At 68.8% G+C, this 20,851-nt stretch carries 15 protein-coding genes; 10 read left to right on the top strand and 5 right to left on the bottom strand.

Annotated features, from left to right (window positions below; translation table 11 throughout):
* Positions 1–25: 25 nt before the first annotated feature.
* From ACFWZU_RS13475 to asnB, 5 genes are all read left to right on the top strand, one after another.
* Entirely contained in the window at positions 26–2,083 is a 2,058-nt protein-coding gene (locus ACFWZU_RS13475) for an ABC-F family ATP-binding cassette domain-containing protein (protein WP_439702060.1), read from the top strand.
* Positions 2,080–3,015 carry a phosphoglycerate mutase gene (locus ACFWZU_RS13470; protein WP_439702059.1) on the top strand — a complete coding sequence of 312 codons (936 nt, stop codon included), beginning with the start codon at positions 2,080–2,082 and terminating at the stop codon, positions 3,013–3,015. The genes ACFWZU_RS13475 and ACFWZU_RS13470 overlap by 4 nt, the downstream gene beginning before the upstream one ends.
* Positions 3,012–4,796 (top strand): single-stranded-DNA-specific exonuclease RecJ, encoded by a 1,785-nt coding sequence (gene recJ, locus ACFWZU_RS13465; protein WP_439702058.1) that lies wholly within the window; start codon positions 3,012–3,014, stop codon positions 4,794–4,796. The genes ACFWZU_RS13470 and recJ overlap by 4 nt, the downstream gene beginning before the upstream one ends.
* A 168-nt stretch (positions 4,797–4,964) precedes the next feature.
* Positions 4,965–5,348, top strand: a complete 384-nt coding sequence (locus ACFWZU_RS13460; RefSeq protein ID WP_439702057.1) for an STAS/SEC14 domain-containing protein — start codon at positions 4,965–4,967, stop codon at positions 5,346–5,348.
* A 332-nt stretch (positions 5,349–5,680) separates the two neighbouring features.
* Complete coding sequence (gene asnB / locus ACFWZU_RS13455; protein ID WP_439702056.1) at positions 5,681–7,369, top strand: asparagine synthase B; 1,689 nt, start codon at positions 5,681–5,683, stop codon at positions 7,367–7,369.
* 267 nt (positions 7,370–7,636) lie between these two features.
* Here the strand turns inward: asnB and ACFWZU_RS13450 are convergent, their stop codons facing one another.
* Together ACFWZU_RS13450 and ACFWZU_RS13445 are read right to left on the bottom strand one after the other, a co-directional pair.
* Positions 7,637–7,996: a response regulator gene (locus ACFWZU_RS13450; protein WP_439702055.1), complete on the bottom strand. Its 360-nt coding sequence runs from the start codon at positions 7,994–7,996 to the stop codon at positions 7,637–7,639.
* 1 nt (position 7,997) lies between these two features.
* Complete coding sequence (locus ACFWZU_RS13445) at positions 7,998–9,404, bottom strand: RAD55 family ATPase (RefSeq protein ID WP_439702054.1); 1,407 nt, start codon at positions 9,402–9,404, stop codon at positions 7,998–8,000.
* Positions 9,405–9,887: 483 nt separating this feature from the next.
* Between ACFWZU_RS13445 and ACFWZU_RS13440 the strand changes: the two genes are divergently transcribed.
* Positions 9,888–11,228: a tyrosinase family protein gene (locus ACFWZU_RS13440; protein ID WP_439702053.1), complete on the top strand. Its 1,341-nt coding sequence runs from the start codon at positions 9,888–9,890 to the stop codon at positions 11,226–11,228.
* A gap of 88 nt (positions 11,229–11,316) precedes the next feature.
* On the opposite strand, the gene ACFWZU_RS13435 is transcribed toward ACFWZU_RS13440, so the two are convergent.
* Positions 11,317–12,117, bottom strand: coding sequence for a glucose 1-dehydrogenase (locus ACFWZU_RS13435; protein WP_439702052.1), 801 nt, complete (start codon positions 12,115–12,117; stop codon positions 11,317–11,319).
* A 139-nt stretch (positions 12,118–12,256) separates the two neighbouring features.
* On the opposite strand from ACFWZU_RS13435, the gene ACFWZU_RS13430 reads away from it, so the two are divergent.
* On the top strand, positions 12,257–13,072 hold the full coding sequence (locus ACFWZU_RS13430) for a CPBP family intramembrane glutamic endopeptidase (protein WP_439702051.1): 816 nt from the start codon (positions 12,257–12,259) through the stop codon (positions 13,070–13,072).
* Here ACFWZU_RS13430 and ACFWZU_RS13425 read toward each other — a convergent pair.
* Together ACFWZU_RS13425 and ACFWZU_RS13420 are read right to left on the bottom strand one after the other, a co-directional pair.
* Positions 13,069–14,103, bottom strand: coding sequence for an NADP-dependent oxidoreductase (locus tag ACFWZU_RS13425; RefSeq protein ID WP_439702050.1), 1,035 nt, complete (start codon positions 14,101–14,103; stop codon positions 13,069–13,071). The two genes, ACFWZU_RS13430 and ACFWZU_RS13425, sit on opposite strands and share 4 nt — an antisense overlap.
* Before the next feature lie 112 nt (positions 14,104–14,215).
* Positions 14,216–15,736 carry an acetyl-CoA hydrolase/transferase family protein gene (locus tag ACFWZU_RS13420; RefSeq protein ID WP_439702049.1) on the bottom strand — a complete coding sequence of 507 codons (1,521 nt, stop codon included), beginning with the start codon at positions 15,734–15,736 and terminating at the stop codon, positions 14,216–14,218.
* 268 nt (positions 15,737–16,004) lie between these two features.
* On the opposite strand from ACFWZU_RS13420, the gene ACFWZU_RS13415 reads away from it, so the two are divergent.
* The 3 genes from ACFWZU_RS13415 to ACFWZU_RS13405 all read left to right on the top strand — a co-directional run bounded on the left by ACFWZU_RS13415 (position 16,005) and on the right by ACFWZU_RS13405 (position 20,584).
* Positions 16,005–17,483 (top strand): ATPase domain-containing protein, encoded by a 1,479-nt coding sequence (locus tag ACFWZU_RS13415; protein ID WP_439702048.1) that lies wholly within the window; start codon positions 16,005–16,007, stop codon positions 17,481–17,483.
* Positions 17,480–19,510: an ATP-binding protein gene (locus tag ACFWZU_RS13410; RefSeq protein ID WP_439702047.1), complete on the top strand. Its 2,031-nt coding sequence runs from the start codon at positions 17,480–17,482 to the stop codon at positions 19,508–19,510. Before ACFWZU_RS13415 ends, ACFWZU_RS13410 begins: the two co-directional genes overlap by 4 nt.
* Positions 19,511–19,591: 81 nt before the next feature.
* On the top strand, positions 19,592–20,584 hold the full coding sequence (locus ACFWZU_RS13405) for a sensor histidine kinase (protein WP_439702046.1): 993 nt from the start codon (positions 19,592–19,594) through the stop codon (positions 20,582–20,584).
* Positions 20,585–20,851 lie beyond the last annotated feature (267 nt).

Raw genomic sequence — 20,851 nt, 5'->3', positions numbered from 1 at the left:
GGTCACCCGCGCACGTTCCCTCCCGATGATCGCGTTCCGCCATTTTGCCCTCCGCCGCGGCAGCCGCCTGCTGCTCTCCGACATCGATCTCACCATCCAGAGCGGTTGGCGCCTGGGCGTGATCGGCCGCAACGGCTGCGGCAAGTCCAGCCTCTTCGCGGTGCTGCAGGGACGGCTGGAGTCCGATGCGGGCGAGCTGGATATGCCGGCGAAGCTGCGCCTGGCCTCCGTAGCGCAGGAGACGCCCGCGCTGCCGGATGCCGCACTGGACTATGTGCTCGGTGGCGACGAAGAAGTCGCGGCCGCCCTGCGCGAGGAGGCCGACGCCCAAGACCGTGGCGACGCCGAAGCCATGGCCCGCGCCCACCATCGCATCGAGGAACTGCACGGCTACGACGCCCGTGCCCGCGCCGGCCGCCTGCTGCATGGCCTCGGGTTCGCGCCGGAGACCCACGAGCGGGCGGTGAAGGAATTCTCCGGCGGCTGGCGCGTGCGCCTGAACCTGGCGCGGGCGCTGATGGCGCCGTCGGATCTGTTGCTGCTCGACGAGCCGACCAATCACTTGGACCTGGACGCCGTGCTTTGGCTGGAAGAATGGCTGCGCCGCTACCAGGGTACGCTGCTGGTGATCTCGCACGACCGCGAGTTCCTCGACGCGGTGACTTCGCACACGCTGCACCTGCACGAGGGCAGGGCGCGGCTGTACACCGGCAACTACAGCGCCTTCGAGCGCCTGCGCGCCGAGCAGTTGCGCCAGCAGCAGATCGCGCACGAGCGCGAGCAGGCCGAGCGCGCGCACCTGCAGTCGTTCGTCGACCGCTTCAAGGCGAAGGCGAGCAAGGCCAAGCAGGCGCAATCGCGGATGAAGCGGCTGGAGAAGCTGGCTGGCACCGAAGCGGTGCGCGCGGAGCGGCCGTTCCGGTTCCAGTTTGCGGTGCCCGAGCGGTTGCCTGATTCGATGTTGCAGTTGGAAGAGGCGTCGGCCGGTTACGCGATTCCGCTCCCTCTCCCCGCCGGGGAGAGGGCTGGGGTGAGAGGCGGGGCTCGCGGGGATGTTGGTTCAGAGCATGCTTCGATGGTGATCGAGGCAAGCCTTGACCCCTCACCCCAACCCTCTCCCCAGGGGGGAGAGGGGGCGAACGTCGTCCTGGCGGACGGGCATCATCTTCAAAAGACGGTCCTCTCGGATGTTCGTTTTCGTCTTGAAGCCGGCGAACGCATCGGCCTGCTCGGCCCCAACGGCGCCGGCAAGTCCACCCTGGTCAAGACACTGGTCGGCGAGCTGCCGCCGCTGGCCGGCGAGCGCAAGGCACACAAGGACCTGAAGATCGGCTACTTCGCACAGCACACGGTCGAAAGCCTGCGCGAGGGCGCCAGTCCTTTCGACCACCTGCAGGACAAGGCACCGGGCGTGGCCGCGCAAGAGTTGCGCGACTTCCTCGGCGGCTGGAACTTCGCTGGCGACCGCGCCTTCGAGTCGGTCGACGGCTTCTCCGGCGGCGAACGCGCGCGCCTGGCGCTGGCGCTGATCGCCTGGGACAAGCCCAACCTGCTCCTGCTCGACGAGCCGACCAACCACCTGGATCTGGACATGCGCGAGGCGCTGGCCGACGCGCTGGCCGACTTCGACGGCGCGTTGGTACTGGTCTCGCACGACCGCCACCTGCTCGGTCTGGTCTGCGATAGTTTCTGGCGCGTGGCCGACGGCGTGGTGGAGCCCTTTGACGGTGACCTGGACGACTACGCCCGCTGGCTGCGTTCGCGCGGTGCGGCCGCAAAGAGGGCCAACGAGCCGGCTGCGCCCACCGGGTCCGCCGCCGACCGCCGCCGTGCCTCCGCAGCCCAACGCGAACAGGACAAGGCGGCCAAGGCGCGCGTCAAGAAGATCGAAGCGCGCGTCGCGACGATCGATGCGGACCTGGCCGCGCTGGACGCGAAGCTGGCCGATCCGGCCACTTACAACGGCCCGACCGCCGAGCTGATGAAGCTCGGCCAGCGCCAGGGCGACCTGCGTCGCGAGAAGGAAGCGCTCGAAGCCGAATGGCTGGAGCTGTACGAGCAACTGGAGGCGGCCAGCGCATGAGCGTGGAACTGTGGCTGCCCGCGCTCGCGCGCTTCGAGCCCGCGCATCCGCTGCGCCGTCTGCTGGCCCGCGCCGATCGCCTCGATGACGGCCCGCGGGGGTACCTCGCCGGGCTGACCGCATGGTTCGACGCCCCCCCACCGCTACCCGCCGGTGCGCTCACCCGGCAACTGGCGGCTGGCGATGCCGGTGACGCGCTGTGGATTTGCGCCGACCCGGCCTGGGTCGAGCCGGACATGAACGGTGCCCGCCTGCTGGCCTGCGGGCAGATGCAGCTCACTGCCGCGGAGGCGGCCGAGTTCGCCGAGCCGCTCGCGCCGCTGTTCGAGGAACAGGACATGCGTCTGGAGCTGACCTCTCCCGATCGCTGGCACCTGCGACTGCCGCAGGGGACGGCGGTACCCGAATTTCCCGCACCCGAGCAGGCACTGGGCGAAAACCTGCTGCAGCACTTGCCTCAGGGGCCGGATGGTCGCCGCTGGCGGATCCTGCAGAACGACATCCAGGTGCTGCTGCACCAGCATCCGCTGAACGTGAGGCGTCGCGCCGCCGGGCAGCCACCCGTCAACAGCCTCTGGCTGTGGGGAGCGGGTGCGTTGCCAGCGACCGTGGCGACGTCGCTCCGTGGCGTGGTCAGCGACGATCCACTGCTGCGGGCGCTTGCGGCCGGCGCAGGGATCGCACACCGCCTGCGCACACCCGCCTCCGGTGCGCGGGAAACCGCCGCAGTGGGGATGGCTCCCGCGGACGCCGCCGCGCACTGGCTGATCGACCTGCAGGATCTCCCCGCGCAATCGATCGCCGACGCATGGTGGCCCATGATCCACACGCTTGCCCGCCAACGTCCGTTGCGGCTGAGCTTCGCCAGCGGCGAGCGTGGGGAACTCCGCCCCTGGCATCGCTGGCGCTTCTGGCGCGGCGGCAGGGCATGAACACACCGACGCTGCGTCGCCGCTCGCTGCTGGGTGCGCCCGAGGGCTGGAGCGAGGCGGTCCATCCGGTGCTGCGCCAGGTCTATGCCGCACGCGGCGTGTTGCATCCGGGCCAGGCCGAACACCGCCTGCGCCACTTGCTGGCGCCGCAGGCGCTGGGTGGGCTGGATCGCGCCGTGGCCTTGCTGATCGAGGCGATCGAAGGCGACTGGTCGATCGTCATCGCCGGCGACTACGACTGCGATGGCGCGACGGGCACGGCCGTGGCCGTGCGCGGGCTGCGCCTGCTCGGCGCGCGGCGGGTGCATTACGTGATCCCCAACCGCTTCGTTCACGGCTACGGCCTCAGTCCGGCGCTGGTCGCCTCGCTGGAGCCCGCGCCGCAATTGATCGTCACCGTCGACAACGGCGTGGCCAGCGTCGCGGGCGTCGCGGCGGCGAAGGCGCGCGGCATCCGCGTGATCGTTACCGACCACCATTTGCCAGGAGAGCGGTTGCCGGCAGCCGATGCGCTGGTCAATCCCAACGTGCTCGAAGTGCGCGCGTGCGGGCATGGCGAGCCGGCGTGCGAAAGCTGCGCCAGCGATGCGCGCATGAACCAGGGCTTCCCCAGCCGCGCGCTCGCCGGTGTCGGGGTCGTGTTCTATCTGCTGCTCGCGGTGCGGGCGGAGCTGCGCGGGCGCGGGGCTTTCGCCGCGGGCAGGGAACCGGACCTCGGTAGCCTGCTCGACCTGGTCGCGCTCGGCACCGTGGCCGACCTGGTACCGCTCGACTTCAACAATCGCGTGCTGGTCGAAGCGGGTATCCACCGCATCCGCAGCGGCCGCGCCTGCCCCGGCATCACCGCGCTGGTGGAGGCGGGCAGGCGCAGCCTGGCCGGCGTCTGCGCCAGCGACCTCGGCTACGCGGTGGGTCCGCGCCTCAACGCCGCGGGGCGACTGGAGGACATGCGCCTGGGCGTCGAATGCCTGCTGACCGATGACCCGGTGCAGGCGCGCGCGCTGGCGGAGCGATTGAGCGCCATCAACCAGGAACGGCGCGATTTGCAGGAGGCGATGGTCGCCGAGGCCGAAGCCATGATCGGCGCGCTGGGCCTGGAGGGCATGGGCGAGCGCACCGGCGTGAGCCTGTACGAGCCGACCTGGCACGCGGGCGTGGTCGGTCTGGTGGCATCCAAGCTCAAGGAGCGTCTGCACCGTCCGGTGATCGCCTTCGCGCCCGCCGACGAGGACCGGCCGGACGAACTGCGCGGTTCCGCGCGCTCCATCGCCGGCTTCCACGTGCGCGATGCGCTTGCGGCGATCGACGCGCGCCTGCCCGGGTTGATCGAGCGCTTCGGTGGCCATGCCATGGCCGCCGGTTTGAGCCTCAAGGCCGCCGATTATCCGCGCTTCGCCGAAGCCTTCGACGTCATCGCGCGCGAGTGGCTGGACGAGGAGCGCCTGCAGGCCGTGCTCTATACCGATGGCGAACTGCCGCCCGGCACCTTCACCCTGGACCTTGCGCGCCAGTTGCGCGACGGCGGCCCGTGGGGGCAGGGCTTCCCCGAGCCGCTGTTCGACAACCTGTTCGAGTGCGCGCAATGGCGCCTGATGGGCGAGCGGCACTGGCGACTGAGCCTGCGCGATCCGCGCGATGGTGCCGTGCACGAGGCAGTGATGTTCAACGTGCGCGCGTCGGCGCCCCCGCCCAGACTGCGCGCGGTGTATGAGCTGACGATCAACGAATGGCAGGGCCGGGAAAGTGCGCGCTTGCTGGTGCGCCACGTCGAGCCGGCCTGAGTATCGGGCACTTCGATCAAACGCCGTTCGCGCCGCATCGGCGCAGGGCGTGCCGACGCCCGCGGAACAAGGGCGTCGGCCGCCAATGTCCCGGGCTTTCACGCACCCAAGCTTGCATAGCCGCGCCCGCCGCGCTTGGATGGGGTTCCGACCACGCGGAGAGACTCCATGATCGAGCAGATGACCGACCTCCCCGCCGGCGCGCTGGGCTTCACCGCGCGCGGCAAGGTAACCGCGGCCGACTACGAGAACGTGTTCGTGCCGGATGTGGAGGCCGCCTTCGCGCTCAACCGCAAGTTGCGCCTGCTGTATCACGTCGGGCCCGAATTCACCGGTTTCGAGCCGGGCGCCATGTGGGACGACACCAAGCTCGGTTTCCGTCACTGGAGCGGCTGGGAACGCATCGCGCTGGTGACCGACGTCAACTGGCTGCGGCTGGTGGCCCGCACCATGGGGTTCACCGTGCCCGGCGAGTTCCGCCTGTACCGCAACGAGCAGCTGGCCGAGGCCAAGTCCTGGATCAGCGAATCGTTCCGCGAGCACCACGCCTGACCGGCGCACATCCGCTTGCGCCCCTGACCGAAAACTGCTCCACTCGTCCCATGTCCACGCCGACCGCCCGTTCCATCCCCGCCACCGCGCCCTGCGCGGCACGCGTGCGGCCGGCCCTGGAAAATCGCTCGAACAATAATCGTCGCCTGCACAAGGGGGCCTGCGCGTAGCCGTCAGTTCGAGCAAGAAACTACGCGACGAAGGCCCGCCCCGTGCGGGCCTTCGTCGTTTTCGGGCCACGTGATCGAAAGGTTGCGCGCTCTTGTCAGGAGTGCGGGCATGGATGCCCGCTTTGGCTTTCGCGATCGTGGACGATCGCAAAGGAGAACATCATGTGCGGCATTTTCGGCATGTTCGACCTGGCGCCGGGCGACGACCTCGCCGCCTTGCGCCGGCAAGCGCTGGAGCTTTCCCAGCGCCAGCGCCACCGCGGGCCGGACTGGTCCGGCGTGTTCATCGACGCCGGCGCGATCCTGGTGCACGAGCGCCTGGCCATCGTGGATCCGGCCAGCGGCTCGCAGCCGCTGCGCTCGCGCGACGGCGCGCTGGCGCTGGCGGTGAACGGCGAGATCTACAACCACGGCGAACTGCGCCTGGGTAGCGGCTACGACTTCACCACCGGCTCCGACTGCGAGGTGATCAACGCGCTCTACCGGGACGGCAGCGACCCGGTCGAGTGGATCGCCCGCCTCAACGGCATCTTCGCCTTCGCGCTGTGGGATGGCGCCGCGCAGCGCTACCTTCTCGCCCGCGACCCGCTCGGCGTCTGCCCGCTGTATTGGGGCCATGACACGGCGGGCCGCCTGTGCGCAGGCTCCGAGATGAAGGCGCTCGCCGGCGTGTGCGCGGACGTCGCCGTGTTCCCACCGGGCCATGTCTATGACAGCGCCACCGGCCATTTGCGTCGCTATTACGAACGTCCGTGGCGCGCGTACGCGACGACGCAGGGCAGGGCGCCGGGCGACCTGCGTATCGCGCTGGAGCAGGCGGTCCAGCGCCAGCTGATGACCGACGTACCGTACGGCGTACTGCTTTCCGGCGGGCTGGATTCCTCGCTGATCGCCGCCTGTGCCGCACGCTTCGCCCGCGAACGCGTCGAGGACGGCGGCCAGAGCGAAGCCTGGTGGCCGCGCCTGCATTCCTTCGCCATTGGCCTGGAAGGCTCGCCGGACCTGGCCGCTGCGCAACTGGCCGCCGAGGCGCTGGGTACCGTGCACCACGGCTTCGTCTACACCTTCTGGGAAGGGCTGGACGTGTTGCCGGAAGTGATCCGCCACATCGAAAGCTACGACGTCACTACCGTGCGCGCCTCCACGCCGATGTTCCTGCTGGCTCGGCGCATCAAGGCGATGGGCGTGAAGATGGTGCTCTCGGGTGAAGGGTCCGACGAGCTGTTCGGCGGCTACCTCTACTTCCACAAGGCGCCCTCGGCCGAAGCCTTCCACGAGGAAACCGTGCGCAAGCTCGACGCGCTGCACCGCTACGACTGCCTGCGCGCGAACAAGGCGATGATGGCCTGGGGCGTGGAAGCGCGCGTGCCGTTCCTGGACCTGGCGTTCGTCGAGGCGGCGATGGGTTTCGACGCGCGCTTCAAGATGGCCGGCCCCGGTCGGATCGAAAAGGCGGTGCTGCGCGAGGCCTTCGCCAGTGTGCTGCCGGATGCCATCCTGTGGCGCCAGAAGGAGCAGTTCAGCGACGGCGTGGGCTACGGCTGGATCGACGGCCTCAAGGCGCATGCCGGGCAGGTGGTGAGCGACCGCGAATTCGCCGCGGCCGCGGCACGCTGGCCGCACAACACGCCGGCCACCAAGGAGGCCTACCTCTACCGCGCGTTGTTCGAGAAGTGCTTCCCCGGCGAGGCCTGCGCGGCCACGGTGCCTGGCGGCAAGTCGATCGCCTGCTCCTCGCCCGCAGCCTTGGCGTGGGACCCGTCCTTTGCAGGCCGCGCCGATCCCTCCGGACGTGCCGTGCAGGGCATCCACGCCCAGGCGCTCGCGCCCGCGTCCCTCGCCACCGTGTAGGTGCGCGGCTGTGCGCCCAGGCAGGCATTTGCCTTCGCTCGGGCGCCTCGGTGTGAAGCCTTTGGGCGAGGTCCGGGCATGGCGGTCGCGCACAGGTGCGCTCCTGCAGGGGATGCAGCAGCCGGGCACCCGGCGGATCGCCGGCCGTGCGCCGGCTTACGCCTGGTCCCTTCCCACGCGAGGCACGACCATGGCGCTGATGCCCTTCGCGGCCCCACTCGCGGATCGCTACGGCATCGCCTGGGTGGTCAACTGCGATCGACGGGCCTAGCGCCCCATCTGAATGCGGAACGCCTCGACCACCGTCAGCAAGGCACGCGTGCCATAGGGCTTGGCCAGGTAGGCGTCGTACCCCGGCTGGCGGGGCAGGTGGTCCTCGGGGATGGCGGTGGTGAGGATGATCGGGCGTTCGTAGCCGGCCGCGCGCAGGCGCTCGATCATTTCGAGGCCGCTCAGGCAGGGCATCATGAAGTCGGTGACGATCAGCTCGGGCAGCTCCTGCAGCGCGATCTCCAGCCCCTCGCAACCATCGCAGGCCACGGTTACATGGTAGCCCGCCTCCTCCAGCACGGTGGCGGCGACCAGCGAGACGTCCGGTTCGTCCTCGACGAGAAGTACCCGCAGCATGTCAGCCTGCTTCCCGGATCGCGGCTACCCGCGGATCGGGGCCGAAGGCAATGCCGTGTCCGTCGACATGGAACTCGTGCGTGCGGGGGTCGAAGTCGCTGTCGCGCAGCTTGATGACCGAAAGGTAGCGACGGAACGCATTGGCGCGCCGCCCGGTGTTGAGCAGCAGCACGTTGTCGACCATCGCCGAGAGCTCGTCGGTGGGCATCAGCGCCTGGTCGAGCTGCATCTCGGGGATTTCCGACGTGTAGACCACGCTCGCGCCCAGCGCGCCCAGCTGCATGCTCAGCGCGTTGATCACGTAGGGCATGCGGTCGGGAATCACCAGGCTGTCGCGGATGGCCACCAGGCCATCGATGAAGACGCGCTTGACCTTTCGTGCGCGGGCGCGATTGACGATGTCGCGGATCAGCTCGTCGACCACGTTCTCCGCCGGCGGCAGCCAGCGGATGTCCAGCGCACCCTGCCGGATCGGGCTATCCAGGTCGATGGCGATGCTGCGCGCCTTCTGCAGCAGGTGCGCCGGGGTCTCGTAGAAGCCGAGCATCAGTCCCGGCTCCTGCTCGGTGGAGAGCGAAAGGAAGTGCAGCCCCAGGGTGGTCTTGCCCGCACCGGTGGGACCGACCAGCAGCGTGGCCGAACCGGCCGGCAGGCCGCCCTGGAGAAGGGTGTCCAGCCCGGCGTGTCCCGACGCCACACGATGCCGCGAAGCGTTGGCCGCCGGTGTCGCTTCCAGCGTGCTCTCGACGCGGGGGAACACGGCGAGCCCTTGCTGTGTGATCCGGACCCGGTGCTTGCCCGGGAGGATCGCCGCGCCGCGGTGCTTGCGGACCTGGATCGTGCGGTAGGCGCGGAAGCCGCTGGTCTCGTCGCTCAGCTCGATCCAGCCGTCGACCATGGTGTGCTCAGGGCAGCTCGAATCGCGATTCTGGTGGGTGAGCATGACCAGTACCGCATCCGCCATGCCGGCCACGCCCTGCAGCGCATGGATGAACGCGCGAAACTCGTTTTCCGATGCAACCGACTGCGCCACGAACGTGCCGTCGAGCACCATCGCCGTGGCGCGGTGCCGCTTGAGCTCGTGCTGGACCAGCTTGAGCAGCCCGGGCAGGCCCTCGCGCTCGAGCACGCCGTAGCCGCTGATGTACTGCATCGCGTCGGGCAGTGCGCTGCCCTCGAAAAAACCCATCTGGCTGACGTAGTTGAGCATCCGCGAGCTCGATTCGGCCAGCAGCGTCATGTAGAGCGCTCGTCCGCCAGATCGTACGTGGGCGTAGCAGAACTGGTTGGCGAGGATCGTTTTGCCCGCGCCCGGCGGCCCCTGGATGATGTAGGCCGACCCGCGGAGGAAGCCGCCGTCGGTCAGTTGGTCCAGTCCCTCGATGCCCGTCGAGAATTTTTCGATCACGTTCCCCTCCACGCCTGGCCTGCCCGGACAGCGCACGCTGTTTCCGATGCGGGCTAATCGTGCATGGTAGCCGCAGGCGAGCGCCGAGAGGAAAAAACCAGCATGGCGTGGCCCAGGCTGCTTGGAGCCGCCCGTTCCTGCATGCATCGCGCACCTGTCCAGCCGGGTTCGGCGGTTGCCTTGACCGCCCTTTGACGCGTCCAGCTATTCACTTCTCCGGCCCCTAAAGGCAGGAGCCCGGGCGGGAGGAAACGGCAGTGTGCGGCGCAGATGCCCGACTGCCGTTTTTGTGTGCCTCACGCCCGAAGCACAGATGTTGATTGCGTGTCATGGGCCTCGTCCCACGACCGTTCGGCCGACCCGGATGTCGCGCCGGCCGGGCGCGAGGCCCGGGTCTCCACGGAGAAGATCATGATTTCCAGAAGGCGCTTCCTTCAGTCTTCGCTTTCGCTGGCGTTGGTTCCGCTGTTGCCGCGGGTGGCCATGTCCACCTCCGTGAGCGTGCGACCCAGCTGGCAGGTGTTTTGCCTCACTCCCCAGTTGCAGTCCTTCTACAACGCGGTCGCCTCGATGAAGGCGGTCAAGGACAGCACCAACCCGAACAGCTGGGCGTACTGGGTCGAAACGCATCGGGCGAACTGCCCGCACGGCGTGTCGTACTTCCTCGCCTGGCACCGCGGCTTCATCCATCGCTTCGAGGCGAAGCTGCGGGAGATTTCCGGCGACGCCAGCCTGGTGCTGCCGTACTGGAACTACTACGACTCGCCGGCCATCCCCCCGGAGTTCCTGGATCCTGCCTCGCCGCTTTACCGCGGCGACCGTACCGGCACCGACGTCAGCGGGGCGCTCAGCTACGATGCCTTCGCCGATACCGTGCTGCGCTTCCAGCGCGGCAAGACGCACGCGTTCGAGACCATCATCGAATCGCGGCCGCACAACCTCGTGCACAACCTGATCGGTGGAGCGATGTCCTCGATCAGGATCTCGCCGAGGGATCCGGTGTTCTGGGTGCACCACGCGAACATCGATCGACTGTGGGTCGCATGGCTGAAGGCCGGTGGCGGTCGCAAGGAGCCCCTGACGACCAACACCTACTGGTCGGGCAACCTCTATTACGGCCCGGCCGTGGCTGGCATGCCGCGGGTGTGGACCGCCGACACCACGACCTATCTCGGCTACCACTACGACGATGAAACCATGCCCACCCAGTCGAGCAGCGCCGCGCTGGCCGCCAGCGCAATGAGCGGCAGCGCCACCCCGCTGCGTCCCGCCACCCGCGTGAGCGTGCCGTTCGGCAAGTCGCGCGCGCTGTCGCTCGACGAGCAGTCGCTCAACGTCGACGTCGCACTCAGCGCGACCGACGCCGCCCGCGTGCGTTCGCTCATGCTGCAGCCGGCGGCCGCCGGTTCGGCCGGAGACGGGCCGGTGCGTGTCGTCCTCGATGGTGTGCACCTGACCGGCCTGGGTCACAAGGGCGGGTACTTCTACAACGTCTATCTCAACCTGCCTGCACAGCCCGGTACGGGCAAGGCTGCGGGTGCCTATCTGCTGGGCTCGGTGGGCGCGTTCGAGATCAGCGTCGCCCAGATGAAGGCGAGCATGAAGGGCATGCACGACATGTCGGGCATGGCGGGCGCGGCAGCCTCGCAGGGCCATGGCGCGCGGCTGGTGTTCCCGGCCACCGACGTGCTGCAGAGGATCTGGCCGGACAACCTGGACAAGCTCAGCGTCTCCTTCGTGCGCGTCGACGGGAGCAGGCACCCGGCGAAGGGCGTGGTGATGAAGGTCGACGCGTTCCGGGTCGAGGCCGATCCGTCGATGTGACCGCGTGGCGTGCCGGCGCATCCGGCGCGCGCCACGCTGTTGGACGACAACACGGCACGGGCGCCGCGAGGACGGCGCCCGTTGCGTTTCAGGCGTACTGCATCTTCACCGTCATGCCGCCATCGATCACGAAGTGCTGGCCCGTGACGAACGCCGATTGCGCGGACAGCAGGTAGACCGCCAGCGCCCCGATGTCCCGTGGCGTGCCCACACGCCCCGCCGGATGTTGGGCATGGTCCCTGCGACTGAGTTTCGGTGCGTGGCGCTCGGCGGGCTTCTGCCAGGCGGCGGTGGCGATCCAGCCCGGCAGGATCGCGTTCACCCGAACCGATGGCCCGGCGCTGACTGCCAGCGCGTGCGTGAAAGCCAGCATGCCGCCCTTGCTGGCCGCGTAGGCCTCGGTGTCCGGCTCGGACTGCAGTGCGCGGGTGGAAGCGATGTTGACGATCGCGCCGCCGGCTTCGGCCAGCGCGGGCAGGGCGTGCTTGCTGCACAGAAAAGTGCCGGTGAGGTTCGTTGCGAGGTAGTGGTTCCAGTCCGCCAGCGAGAGCGAGGCCAGCGGCGCGCGGTGCGGGTCGGCGATGCCGGCGTTGTTGACGAGTCCGTCGATGCGCCCGAAGCGCGCGAGCGCCGCCTGCACCCAACGCTGCACGCTGGCCTCGCGCGCCACGTCCAGCGAGGCGAACGCCGCCCGCTCGCCCACGTCCCATTCGGCCAGGCAGGCGCGCCCGGCCTCCTTGTCCAGATCGCCGACCAGTACCCGGCCACCCGCGCCAAGGACCGCCTGCGCGATGCCGCGTCCGATCCCCTGGGCGCCGCCGGTGATCAGTACCACGCGATCCTGGAGCGGTCGTGCGTCGTAATCGTCGATGGCGGGGGCGGCGGTCATGGGCGTGTCCTTGTCGAGGGAGGTCGCGGATGCGGTCCGAGCTTGTGGCCGTGTTCGTGATGCGGCCGTCGCCCTCGGCTCCGCACGACGGCCGTATTACCATGCAGCGCCGCCGTGGAGGCGGCATCCGGGGGAATCGATGAATCGGCCTGTCTCCATCCTCGCGTGGTTGCTCGGCTTCGCCGTGCTCGACCTTTACGTCAACCTGGTGCCGCGGCTTGTCGGCGTGGCGGTACCGGTGTGGTTGGCCTACGTGGCCGGTTTTTTCCTGCTCGTCTTCGTCGTGTGCCGCGTTGCCCTTGGGGTCGAGCGCATGGCGTCGCTTGGCCTGGATCGGCCGGCCGGCTGGTCGCGCTGCCTGTGGACCGGCTTCGCCATCGGCTTTGGCATCTGGGCGTTGAAGAACCTCGTGTTCCTCGCGATGGGCAAGTTCGAGCTTGCCGGCTGGCGCGATACCGCATTCGCGTTGCCGTTGCTGGGCAAGGCGCTGTTCGCCATGTTCCTGGCATCGGCCATCAATGATCTGATGATCCGCGGCTACGGCCTGGCCTTCTGCCGGCGCTTCGGGCTGCTGCGCTGGTATGTCCCGTTGACGGTGCTGGTCTACGCGCTCGACGACTCCTGGAACGAGGGCATCGACCCGGGGAACCTGCTGTTCTCCGCCATCCTCGGCCTCTCGCTGGCCTGGAGCGTGGTCAGGACCGGCACGCTGTGGATGAGCATAGGCATCCATTGGGGCGGCAATGTCTGCTACCGGCTGGTCGCGGGCTTCGACGGCCAGGGCGCGCCGCGCCTGGAGCACGTCATCGATGGCGCGCGCTTCGATTACGCCGCTCTGGCGGTGACCGCGCTGATGTTCCCGCTGGTCGTCCTGGCCACGCGGTGGGTACCGGGCCGCTCCCTCGCTTTTCCGGAGCGGGCTGGGGTGAGCGACGGCGGCTCGCGCGAGCGCTAGTCGTCCGCGATACGCACCACCAGCTTGCCGAAGTTTCGCCCCTCGAGCATGCCGATGAACGCCTGCGGCGCGCTCTCCAGACCGTCGACGACATCCTCCCGATACCGGATCTTTCCCTGCCGGACCCACTCGCCCATCGCCGCCAGGAACTCCCCGAAGCGCGGGCCGTAGTCATCGAAGATGATGAAACCCTGCATCCTGATGCGCTTGGTGAGCAGCGTGCGCATGAGCAGACCCAGGCGATCGGGCCCGGGCGGCAACCTGGTGTCGTTGTACTGGGCGATCAGTCCGCACAGCGGCACGCGGGCCCTGGTGTTGAGCAACGGCAGCACGGCGTCGAACACGGCGCCGCCGACGTTTTCGAAGTACACGTCGATGCCTTGCCGGCAGGCCGCTTCCAGTTGCTGGGGAAAATCCTTCGCGCGGTGGTCGGCGCAGGCGTCGAAGCCCAGTTCGTCCACCACGTACCCGCATTTCTCGTTGCCGCCGGCGATGCCCACGACGCGGCACCCCTTGAGCCTGGCAATCTGGCCGACCACCGAGCCCACCGCGCCGCTGGCCGCGGCCACCACCACGGTCTCGCCCGGCTTCGGCTGGCCGATGTCCAGCAGTCCCATGTAAGCGGTGAACCCCGGCATGCCCAGCACGCCGAGCGCCAGCGAGGGCTGCGCCATGCCGGGGTCCAGCCGGCTCAGCCCCCGGCCATCGGAAAGGGCGTAGTCCTGCCAACCGCCGTAGGCGAGCACGAGGTCGCCGGCCTGCCAGTCCGGGTGCCGGGACGCCAGCACCCGCGCAACGGTGCCACCGACCATCACGTCGCCCACCGCCATCGGCGCGGCATACGACTCGGCATCGCTCATGCGCCCGCGCATGTAGGGATCGAGCGAGAGGTAAAGATTGCGCAGCAGCAGCTCGCCCTCTCCGGGTTCGGGCACCGGCCGCTCGGTCAGGTCGAAGTTGGCCGGGGTCGGCGCGCCGACCGGGCGCGAGGCGAGCGTGATCTGGCGGTTGACGGAAGCAGGGGATGGCATGGCGGGCCCGCGCGTTGAGTGGGGTCGCCCAGCTTCGGACAGTCGCCGTGGCGCCCGCGTGCAGCAGCGCACGCGCCGGCCATGGCAGGCAGAGGATGGGCTTGGGCCGATCCTACGGCAGGCGCATCGTCCCGGTATCGATATAGCGCTGGTGCCAGGACAGCGCCTCGGTCAGCAGCGACGGCGATTGCTGCCCGTACGAGTGCGCCCGGGCCCGCTCGAAATAATCGGCCAGGGCCGGGCGGTAATCCGGATGTGCGCACTTGTCGATGATCGAGCGCGCCCGCTGCTTGGGCGACAAGCCGCGCAGGTCGGCCAGGCCCTGCTCGGTGACGATCACCTGCACGTCCTGCGGGATGTGGTCGACGTGGCTGGCCTGCGGCACGATCGCGGAGATCCGCCCGTCCTTGGCCGTCGAGGGCGTCATGAAGATCGAGATGTAGGCGTTGCGCGCGAAGTCGCCCGAACCGCCGATGCCGTTCTGGATGCGCGAGCCCATCACGTGGGTCGAATTGACTGCGCCGTAGATGTCCGCCTCGATCATCCCGTTCATCGCCAGGCAGCCGAGCCGGCGGATCACTTCCGGATGGTTGCTGATCTCCTGCGGCCGCAACAGGATGCGCTCCCGATAGCGCGCCACGTCGGCGTTGAAAGCGGCTGCCGCCTCGGGGCTGAGCGAGAAGCCGGTTGCCGAGATGACGCCCAGCCGGCCGGCCGCCAGCAGGTCGAGCATGCCGTCCTGGATCACCTCGGTGTAGGCATTCATGCGCTCGAACGGACTGTCGACCAGGCCGCCGAGTACCGCGTTGGGGATGTTGCCCACACCCGACTGGATCGGCAGCAATGCTGCCGGCAGCCGCCCGACCTTCACCTCGTTGCGCAGGAACTCGAGCAGGTGGCCGGCGATCGCGCGGGCGGCCGCATCCGGCGCCCTGAACGGCAGGTTGCGGTCGGGTGCATCGGTTTGCACCACCGCGACCACCTTGTCCGGATCGCAGCGCAGGTAGGGTTGGCCGATGCGGTCGCCGGGACGCAAGATCGGGATCGGCACGCGGTTGGGTGGCAGCGCGGTGCCGTAGTAGATGTCGTGCATGCCATCGAGCGCTGCGCTCTGCCAGCGGTTGACCTCCACGATCACCTGGCGCGCCTGGTCGATCCAGGTCTTGTTGTTGCCGACCGAGGAGGAGGGCACCAATGCGCCATCGGCCGTGATGCCACTGACCTCGATCACCGCCGTGTCCAGCGTTCCCAGGAAACCCTGCCACGCCATCGGCGCGACCTGGCTCAGGTGCAGGTCGAAGTACTCCATCCGCCCGGCGTTGATCTGCTCGCGTACCAGCGGATCGGAGTTGTAGGGCAGGCGGAACTCGATGCCCTCGGCCCGGGCCAGCGCGCCATCGAGCTCCGGCCCGGTCGAGGCGCCGGTCCACACCCGCACGCGGAACGGCCGCCCGGCCGCGTGCTCGGCCTCGATCCGCGCGGCCAGCGCCATCGGCACGGCCTTGGGGTAGCCCGAACCGGTAAAGCCGCTCATGCCCACGGTGCTGCCGGGTGCAATGAACCGGGCCGCCTCGGCGGCGCCCATCACCTTGGCGCGCAGCCTGGCACATTCGATCCGGCTCCCGTCGCTCATCGGTCCTCCGCGGCTGGCTGGTCCAGGCAAATAGGGATACACCGCCGGGCGCGTTGGTGACGTGTTCAGGGCACGGGCCCCGGGCCGGGACAGCGGGGGTGCCGTGCGGGATAATCGCCTGCTGGATGGCGTGCAGCGGGGCATGGGCACGTCCGTAGATGAACCGGGGGGTGCTTGCGTTCAGCCCGTCGCGCCGCTTTACGGGCGTGTGTGATATCAACGCGCGCTTGACGCGAACTCCGAGCGACAAGGTGACCATTTGAACAGAATGACCGAACAAGCCTCCGTAGGCGTGGCCGGACTGGACGATGTACTCAGCGGCGGCCTGACCAAGGGCTGCCTGTTTCTGCTGGAAGGCAGCCCGGGCACGGGCAAGACCACCCTCGGCCTGCAGTTCCTGCTGGCCGGACGGGCCGCCGGGGAACGCGCGCTCTACGTGACCATGTCCGAAACCGAAGACGAGCTGCGCAACACCGCCGCTTCGCACGGATGGTCGCTCGACGGGGTGGAGATCTTCGAGCTGGTGCCGCCGGAGAATCTTCTCGACGAGGCGCAGCAGCAGAGCCTGCTGTATTCCTCCGATCTCGAACTGGGCGAGACCACCAGTCGCATTTTCCGGGCGTTCGAGCAGATCCGCCCCGACCGGGTGGTGCTCGACAGCCTGGCCGAGATCCGCCTGCTTGCGCAGGGCTCGCTGCGCTACCGCCGCCAGGTGCTTTCGCTGAAGCACTACTTCGCGCAGTCGCGGGCCACCGTGCTGATGCTTGACGACCTGACCAGCGACACCACCGACCGGACCGTGCACAGCGTCGCCCACGGCGTGATCCGCCTGGAAGAGCTGTCGCCCGACTACGGTGCCGAGCGCCGGCGCATGCGCGTGCTCAAGTACCGGGGCCGGCAGTACCGCGGCGGCTACCACGATTTCGTGATCCGCCGCGGCGGGCTGCAAGTGTATCCACGCCTGGTGGCAGGCGAGCATGGCGAGGACTTCGTGCGCGACCAGCTGCCCTGTCCCTCGCCCCAGTTCAGCGCGCTGCTCGGCGGTGGCATCGAGCGGGGTTCCAGCGTGCTGGTGCTGGGTCCGGCCGGTACCGGCAAGTCGCTGATGGTGCTGACCTTCCTCGCCAAGGCGGTGGAGCGTGGCGAGCGCGCCGCGATCTTCATCTTCGACGAGGAGCGGGCGCTGTTCCTCCAGCGCGCGCTGGGCGTGGGCATCGACATCCAGGGCATGGTCGACGGCGGCGGGCTGGTGATCGAGCAGGTGGATGCGGCCCAGATGACCCCCGGCGAGTTTTCCGCCCGTGTCCGCGAACTGGTCGAGCAGGGCGTGCAAACGGTGGCGATCGACAGCCTCAACGGCTACCAGGCGGCGATGCCCGAGGAGCAGGCGCTGGTGCTGCACATCCACGAACTGCTGCAGTTCCTCAACCGGCGCGGCGTCACGACCTACCTCACCGTCGCCCAGCACGGGCTGGTCGGGGATATGAAGACGCCCGTTGACGTCACCTACCTGGCGGACACGGTTATCCTGCTTCGCTACTTCGAAGCCCAGGGCCGCGTGCGTCGTGCGATCTCCGTGGTGAAAAAGCGCGCCAGCGCACACGAGGACACCATCCGCGAGTACCAGATCGGCCGCGGCGGCTTCTTGCTGGGCGAGCCGCTGGTGCAGTTCCAGGGCGTTCTGCGTGGTATCCCGAGCATCGCCCCGGGCGATGCCGAAAGCCGCCTGCTGCCGGACCGCGCGTGATCCCACATCTTTCCGAGCGTGCCCTCATCCTGGCGCCCCATGGCCGCGACGCCCATGTCGCGGCCGCGATCCTCGGGGAAGCGGGCATCCGTTCCCTGGTGTCCTCTTCCCTTGGTGGGCTGGTGGCCGGCATGGACGCCGGCGCCGGGTTCGCGCTGGTCACCGAGGAAAGCCTGCGGGAGGCCGACCTGCGCCCCCTCTGCGATTGGCTGGAAGGCCAGCCGGAGTGGTCCGACTTTCCGTTCATCCTGGTCACGCATCGTGGCGGCATCGAGCGCAACCCGGCCTCCGCCCGCCTGCTGGCGGTGCTGGGCAACGTCACCTTCCTGGAGCGGCCGTTCCACCCCACCACGCTGGTAAGCCTGGGGCAGGCCGCCCTGCGTGGGCGCAGGCGACAATACGAAGCCCGCGCGCGCCTGGCCGCACTGCACGACAGCGAGCAGCGCTTCCGGGCGGCGGTGCGGGCGGTACAGGGCGTGTTGTGGACCAACAACGCGCACGGCGAGATGGAGGGCGAGCAGCCCGGATGGGAAAGCCTGACCGGGCAGGACGCGGCCGAATCGGCGGGCTTCGGCTGGGTCAAGGCGCTCCATCCGGACGACGTGCAACCGACGCTTGCCGCCTGGCAGGAGGCACGAGCAGCACGCCGCATGTTCAGGAGCGAGCACCGCCTGCGCACCCGCGAGGGCGCATGGCGCACCTTCAGCGTGCGTGCCATTCCCACGTTCGACCGCAGCGGGGAGATACGCGAGTGGGTCGGCGTGCATACCGACGTAACTGACCAGCGCGCCACCGAGCAATCGCTTCGCGAACTGACCGCCACGCTCGAGCAACGCGTGATCGAGGAAGCCGCCGCCCGCGAAGATGCGATGGCCAAGCTGCACGAGGCGCAGAAGCTCGAGACCATTGGGCAACTGACCGGCGGCGTGGCGCATGACTTCAACAACCTGCTGATGCCGATCACCGGCGCGCTCGACATGCTGCAACGCCGGTTCGGCGAGGCCGACGCGCGTGCCGGCCGCCTCATCACCAACGCGCTGCAGTCGGCCGAGCGCGCCAAGCTGCTGGTGCAGCGCCTGCTCGGATTCGCGCGGCGACAAAGCCTGGAAACCCAGGCCGTCGAGCTGGCCGGATTGCTCGATGGCATGCGCGACCTCATCAAGAGCTCCGTCGGTTCGACGATCATCCTGCGCACGGACTTTCCCCCCGATCTGCCGCAGGTGCTGGCCGACCCCCATCAGCTGGAACTGGCGATCCTCAATCTCTGCGTCAACGCACGCGATGCCATGCCCAGGGGCGGTACGCTGACGATCGAGCTGGCACGCATGGTTTCGGCTCCGGCGCCGAACCTTCCAGACACCGGCTACGTCCGCGTCGCCGTGACCGACACCGGCATGGGCATGGACCGCGAAACCCTCTCGCGGGCCATCGAACCGTTCTTTTCCACCAAGGAAACCGGCCGCGGGACGGGCCTGGGTCTGTCCATGGTGCACGGTCTGGCTGCCCAGCTCGGCGGTCACTTCGCGATCGACAGCACGCCTGGCGTGGGCACGCGCGTGGAGCTGTGGCTGCCGGTCACCGCCTCGACCCCGTTGGCGCAACGGCGCGACGCCGACGAGTGCCGCGTCCCGGTACCAAGGCGCCCGCTGGACGTGCTGCTGGTCGACGACGAGCAACTCGTGCGCGACGGCACCGCTGCCATGCTGCGCGAACTGGGCCATGGGGTGGTCGAAGCCAGCGGTGCGGGCGAGGCGCTGGACAAGTTGCGCGAAGGCCTTCGCGTCGATCTGGTGGTGACCGACTACAAGATGCCGCGCATGGACGGTGCTGAACTGGCGCGTCATCTGCACATCTCCCGGCCTGACCTGCCTGTCCTGCTGATCACCGGTTACAGCGGCCACGCGGAGGGCACCCGCGGCCTGGCGCGGCTGGGCAAGCCATTCCGCCAGGCGGATATCGCCGTGGCCATCGAAGAACTCGTGCATCCCAAGGAAACGCGAACGGCGCAGGCTGGCGGGGCTGCCTAGGTTCGGCAGGCGTCACGCTTCCTTGGCGCCCGCTTAACTTCGAAGTCACAAGTCTTGCATCCCCGGCGGGGGTGCGGGCGCATGGAAAAACTGATCGTCGCAGTGCTGTCCAGGAAGCGGCCTCCCGCCGTGGCGGGCTACATCGTGTCGTTCGGGCTGGTCCTGGCGGTACTGGGGCTGGAGCAACTTTTCACGCCGGCGCTGCACCGCTATCTGCCGTTCCTGCTGGTCGTGTTTTTCGCGTCGATCATCTTCGGCAGGCCCATCGGCCTGTTCACCACCCTGTTCAGCGCTTTGCTCGGCGACGGGGTCATCGGCCTGGTGCTCCATCGCCGCTCGCCTGCTGCCGATGAAGTGTTGTTCTTCGTGCTTTTCGTCGCGGTCGGCGCAGCTACCGCGGTAGTGATCGACGCGCTGCGCTCGGCCGTGTGCAAGCTGCTGGACGCGGAGGCGGAAACCTCGTTGCTCCTGGATGAACTGGCGCATCGCACACGCAACGACCTGATGATGATTGCCTCGGTGCTGGGCCTGCAGGCCATGCGCCAGAGCGATCCGCACGCGCGCCAGGCCCTGGAGTCGGCCGTCGCCCGTGTCCGGGTGATCGCCGAAGCGCAGGAGCGCCTTCGCAAATCCGGCAAGCATGGCGAGGTGGAAGTCGCCTCCTACCTGCGCGCACTCGGCCACGGCCTGGCCGAACTCCTGCGTGACGTCCGCCCGATCCGCGTCCGCGTCCTGGCCACACCGATGTTCGTGGACGCCCCTGTCGCCGTCTCGATCGGCCTGATCGCCAACGAACTGGTCACCAACGCCTTCAAGTACGCCTTCCCGGACGGGCAGGGCGGCACCGTGCAGATTACCCTGCAACCCTCCGCCGAAGGCGTTGTGCTTAGCGTGGAAGACGACGGCGTCGGCGTCCCGCCAGCGAAGAAGGACGGCCTGGGCACCCGCCTGGTGCAACTGCTCACCTCGCACCTGGGCGGGACGGTCCAGAGCATGCCCCGCGAGCGCGGGCATGGCGTGAGGGTGCTGCTGCCAGTCAAACCCGTCGTACCACCGGCCAGCGCAACGGAATGATCGGTCGTGGGCTTGATGAGGGGCACTCCGCCAGTGCGCCGGTCGTCTGCAAGCGTGTTGCGCTTGCGACATCGGGCTGCGCACCCGCCAGGTGTCTTTCAGGCCATGGCAATCACTGGCGTCGCCGGCGGCCTCGCAACCGTAAGCTCCCCCGTTAGGCAGACATCTCGAAAGTAGAACTTTCTGGCATCGTTCCCGAGCCAGGAGGTTCCATGAAGAAGTCGAAGTTCACCGAGACGCAGATCGTCTCGATCCTCAAGCAGGCCG

It is taken from the genome of Frateuria sp. GZRR33, assembly GCF_051900425.1.
In the GTDB taxonomy this organism is placed as follows: Bacteria; Pseudomonadota; Gammaproteobacteria; order Xanthomonadales; family Rhodanobacteraceae; genus Frateuria_A.
The sequence above is the reverse complement of the archived record's forward strand: the minus strand, read 5'-3'. Positions and strand labels throughout refer to the sequence as shown.

Coding starts and splice junctions, on each gene's coding strand:
- ACFWZU_RS13440 (WP_439702053.1), top strand. CDS start 9,888: ATGTCCACCTCCGTGAGCGTGCGACCCAGCTGGCAGGTGTTTTGCCTC.
- ACFWZU_RS13425 (WP_439702050.1), bottom strand. CDS start 14,103: ATGCCATCCCCTGCTTCCGTCAACCGCCAGATCACGCTCGCCTCGCGC.
- ACFWZU_RS13450 (WP_439702055.1), bottom strand. CDS start 7,996: ATGCTGCGGGTACTTCTCGTCGAGGACGAACCGGACGTCTCGCTGGTC.
- ACFWZU_RS13475 (WP_439702060.1), top strand. CDS start 26: ATGATCGCGTTCCGCCATTTTGCCCTCCGCCGCGGCAGCCGCCTGCTG.
- ACFWZU_RS13405 (WP_439702046.1), top strand. CDS start 19,592: ATGGAAAAACTGATCGTCGCAGTGCTGTCCAGGAAGCGGCCTCCCGCC.
- ACFWZU_RS13415 (WP_439702048.1), top strand. CDS start 16,005: ATGACCGAACAAGCCTCCGTAGGCGTGGCCGGACTGGACGATGTACTC.
- ACFWZU_RS13470 (WP_439702059.1), top strand. CDS start 2,080: ATGAGCGTGGAACTGTGGCTGCCCGCGCTCGCGCGCTTCGAGCCCGCG.
- asnB (WP_439702056.1), top strand. CDS start 5,681: ATGTGCGGCATTTTCGGCATGTTCGACCTGGCGCCGGGCGACGACCTC.
- ACFWZU_RS13430 (WP_439702051.1), top strand. CDS start 12,257: ATGAATCGGCCTGTCTCCATCCTCGCGTGGTTGCTCGGCTTCGCCGTG.
- recJ (WP_439702058.1), top strand. CDS start 3,012: ATGAACACACCGACGCTGCGTCGCCGCTCGCTGCTGGGTGCGCCCGAG.
- ACFWZU_RS13420 (WP_439702049.1), bottom strand. CDS start 15,736: ATGAGCGACGGGAGCCGGATCGAATGTGCCAGGCTGCGCGCCAAGGTG.
- ACFWZU_RS13460 (WP_439702057.1), top strand. CDS start 4,965: ATGATCGAGCAGATGACCGACCTCCCCGCCGGCGCGCTGGGCTTCACC.
- ACFWZU_RS13435 (WP_439702052.1), bottom strand. CDS start 12,117: ATGACCGCCGCCCCCGCCATCGACGATTACGACGCACGACCGCTCCAG.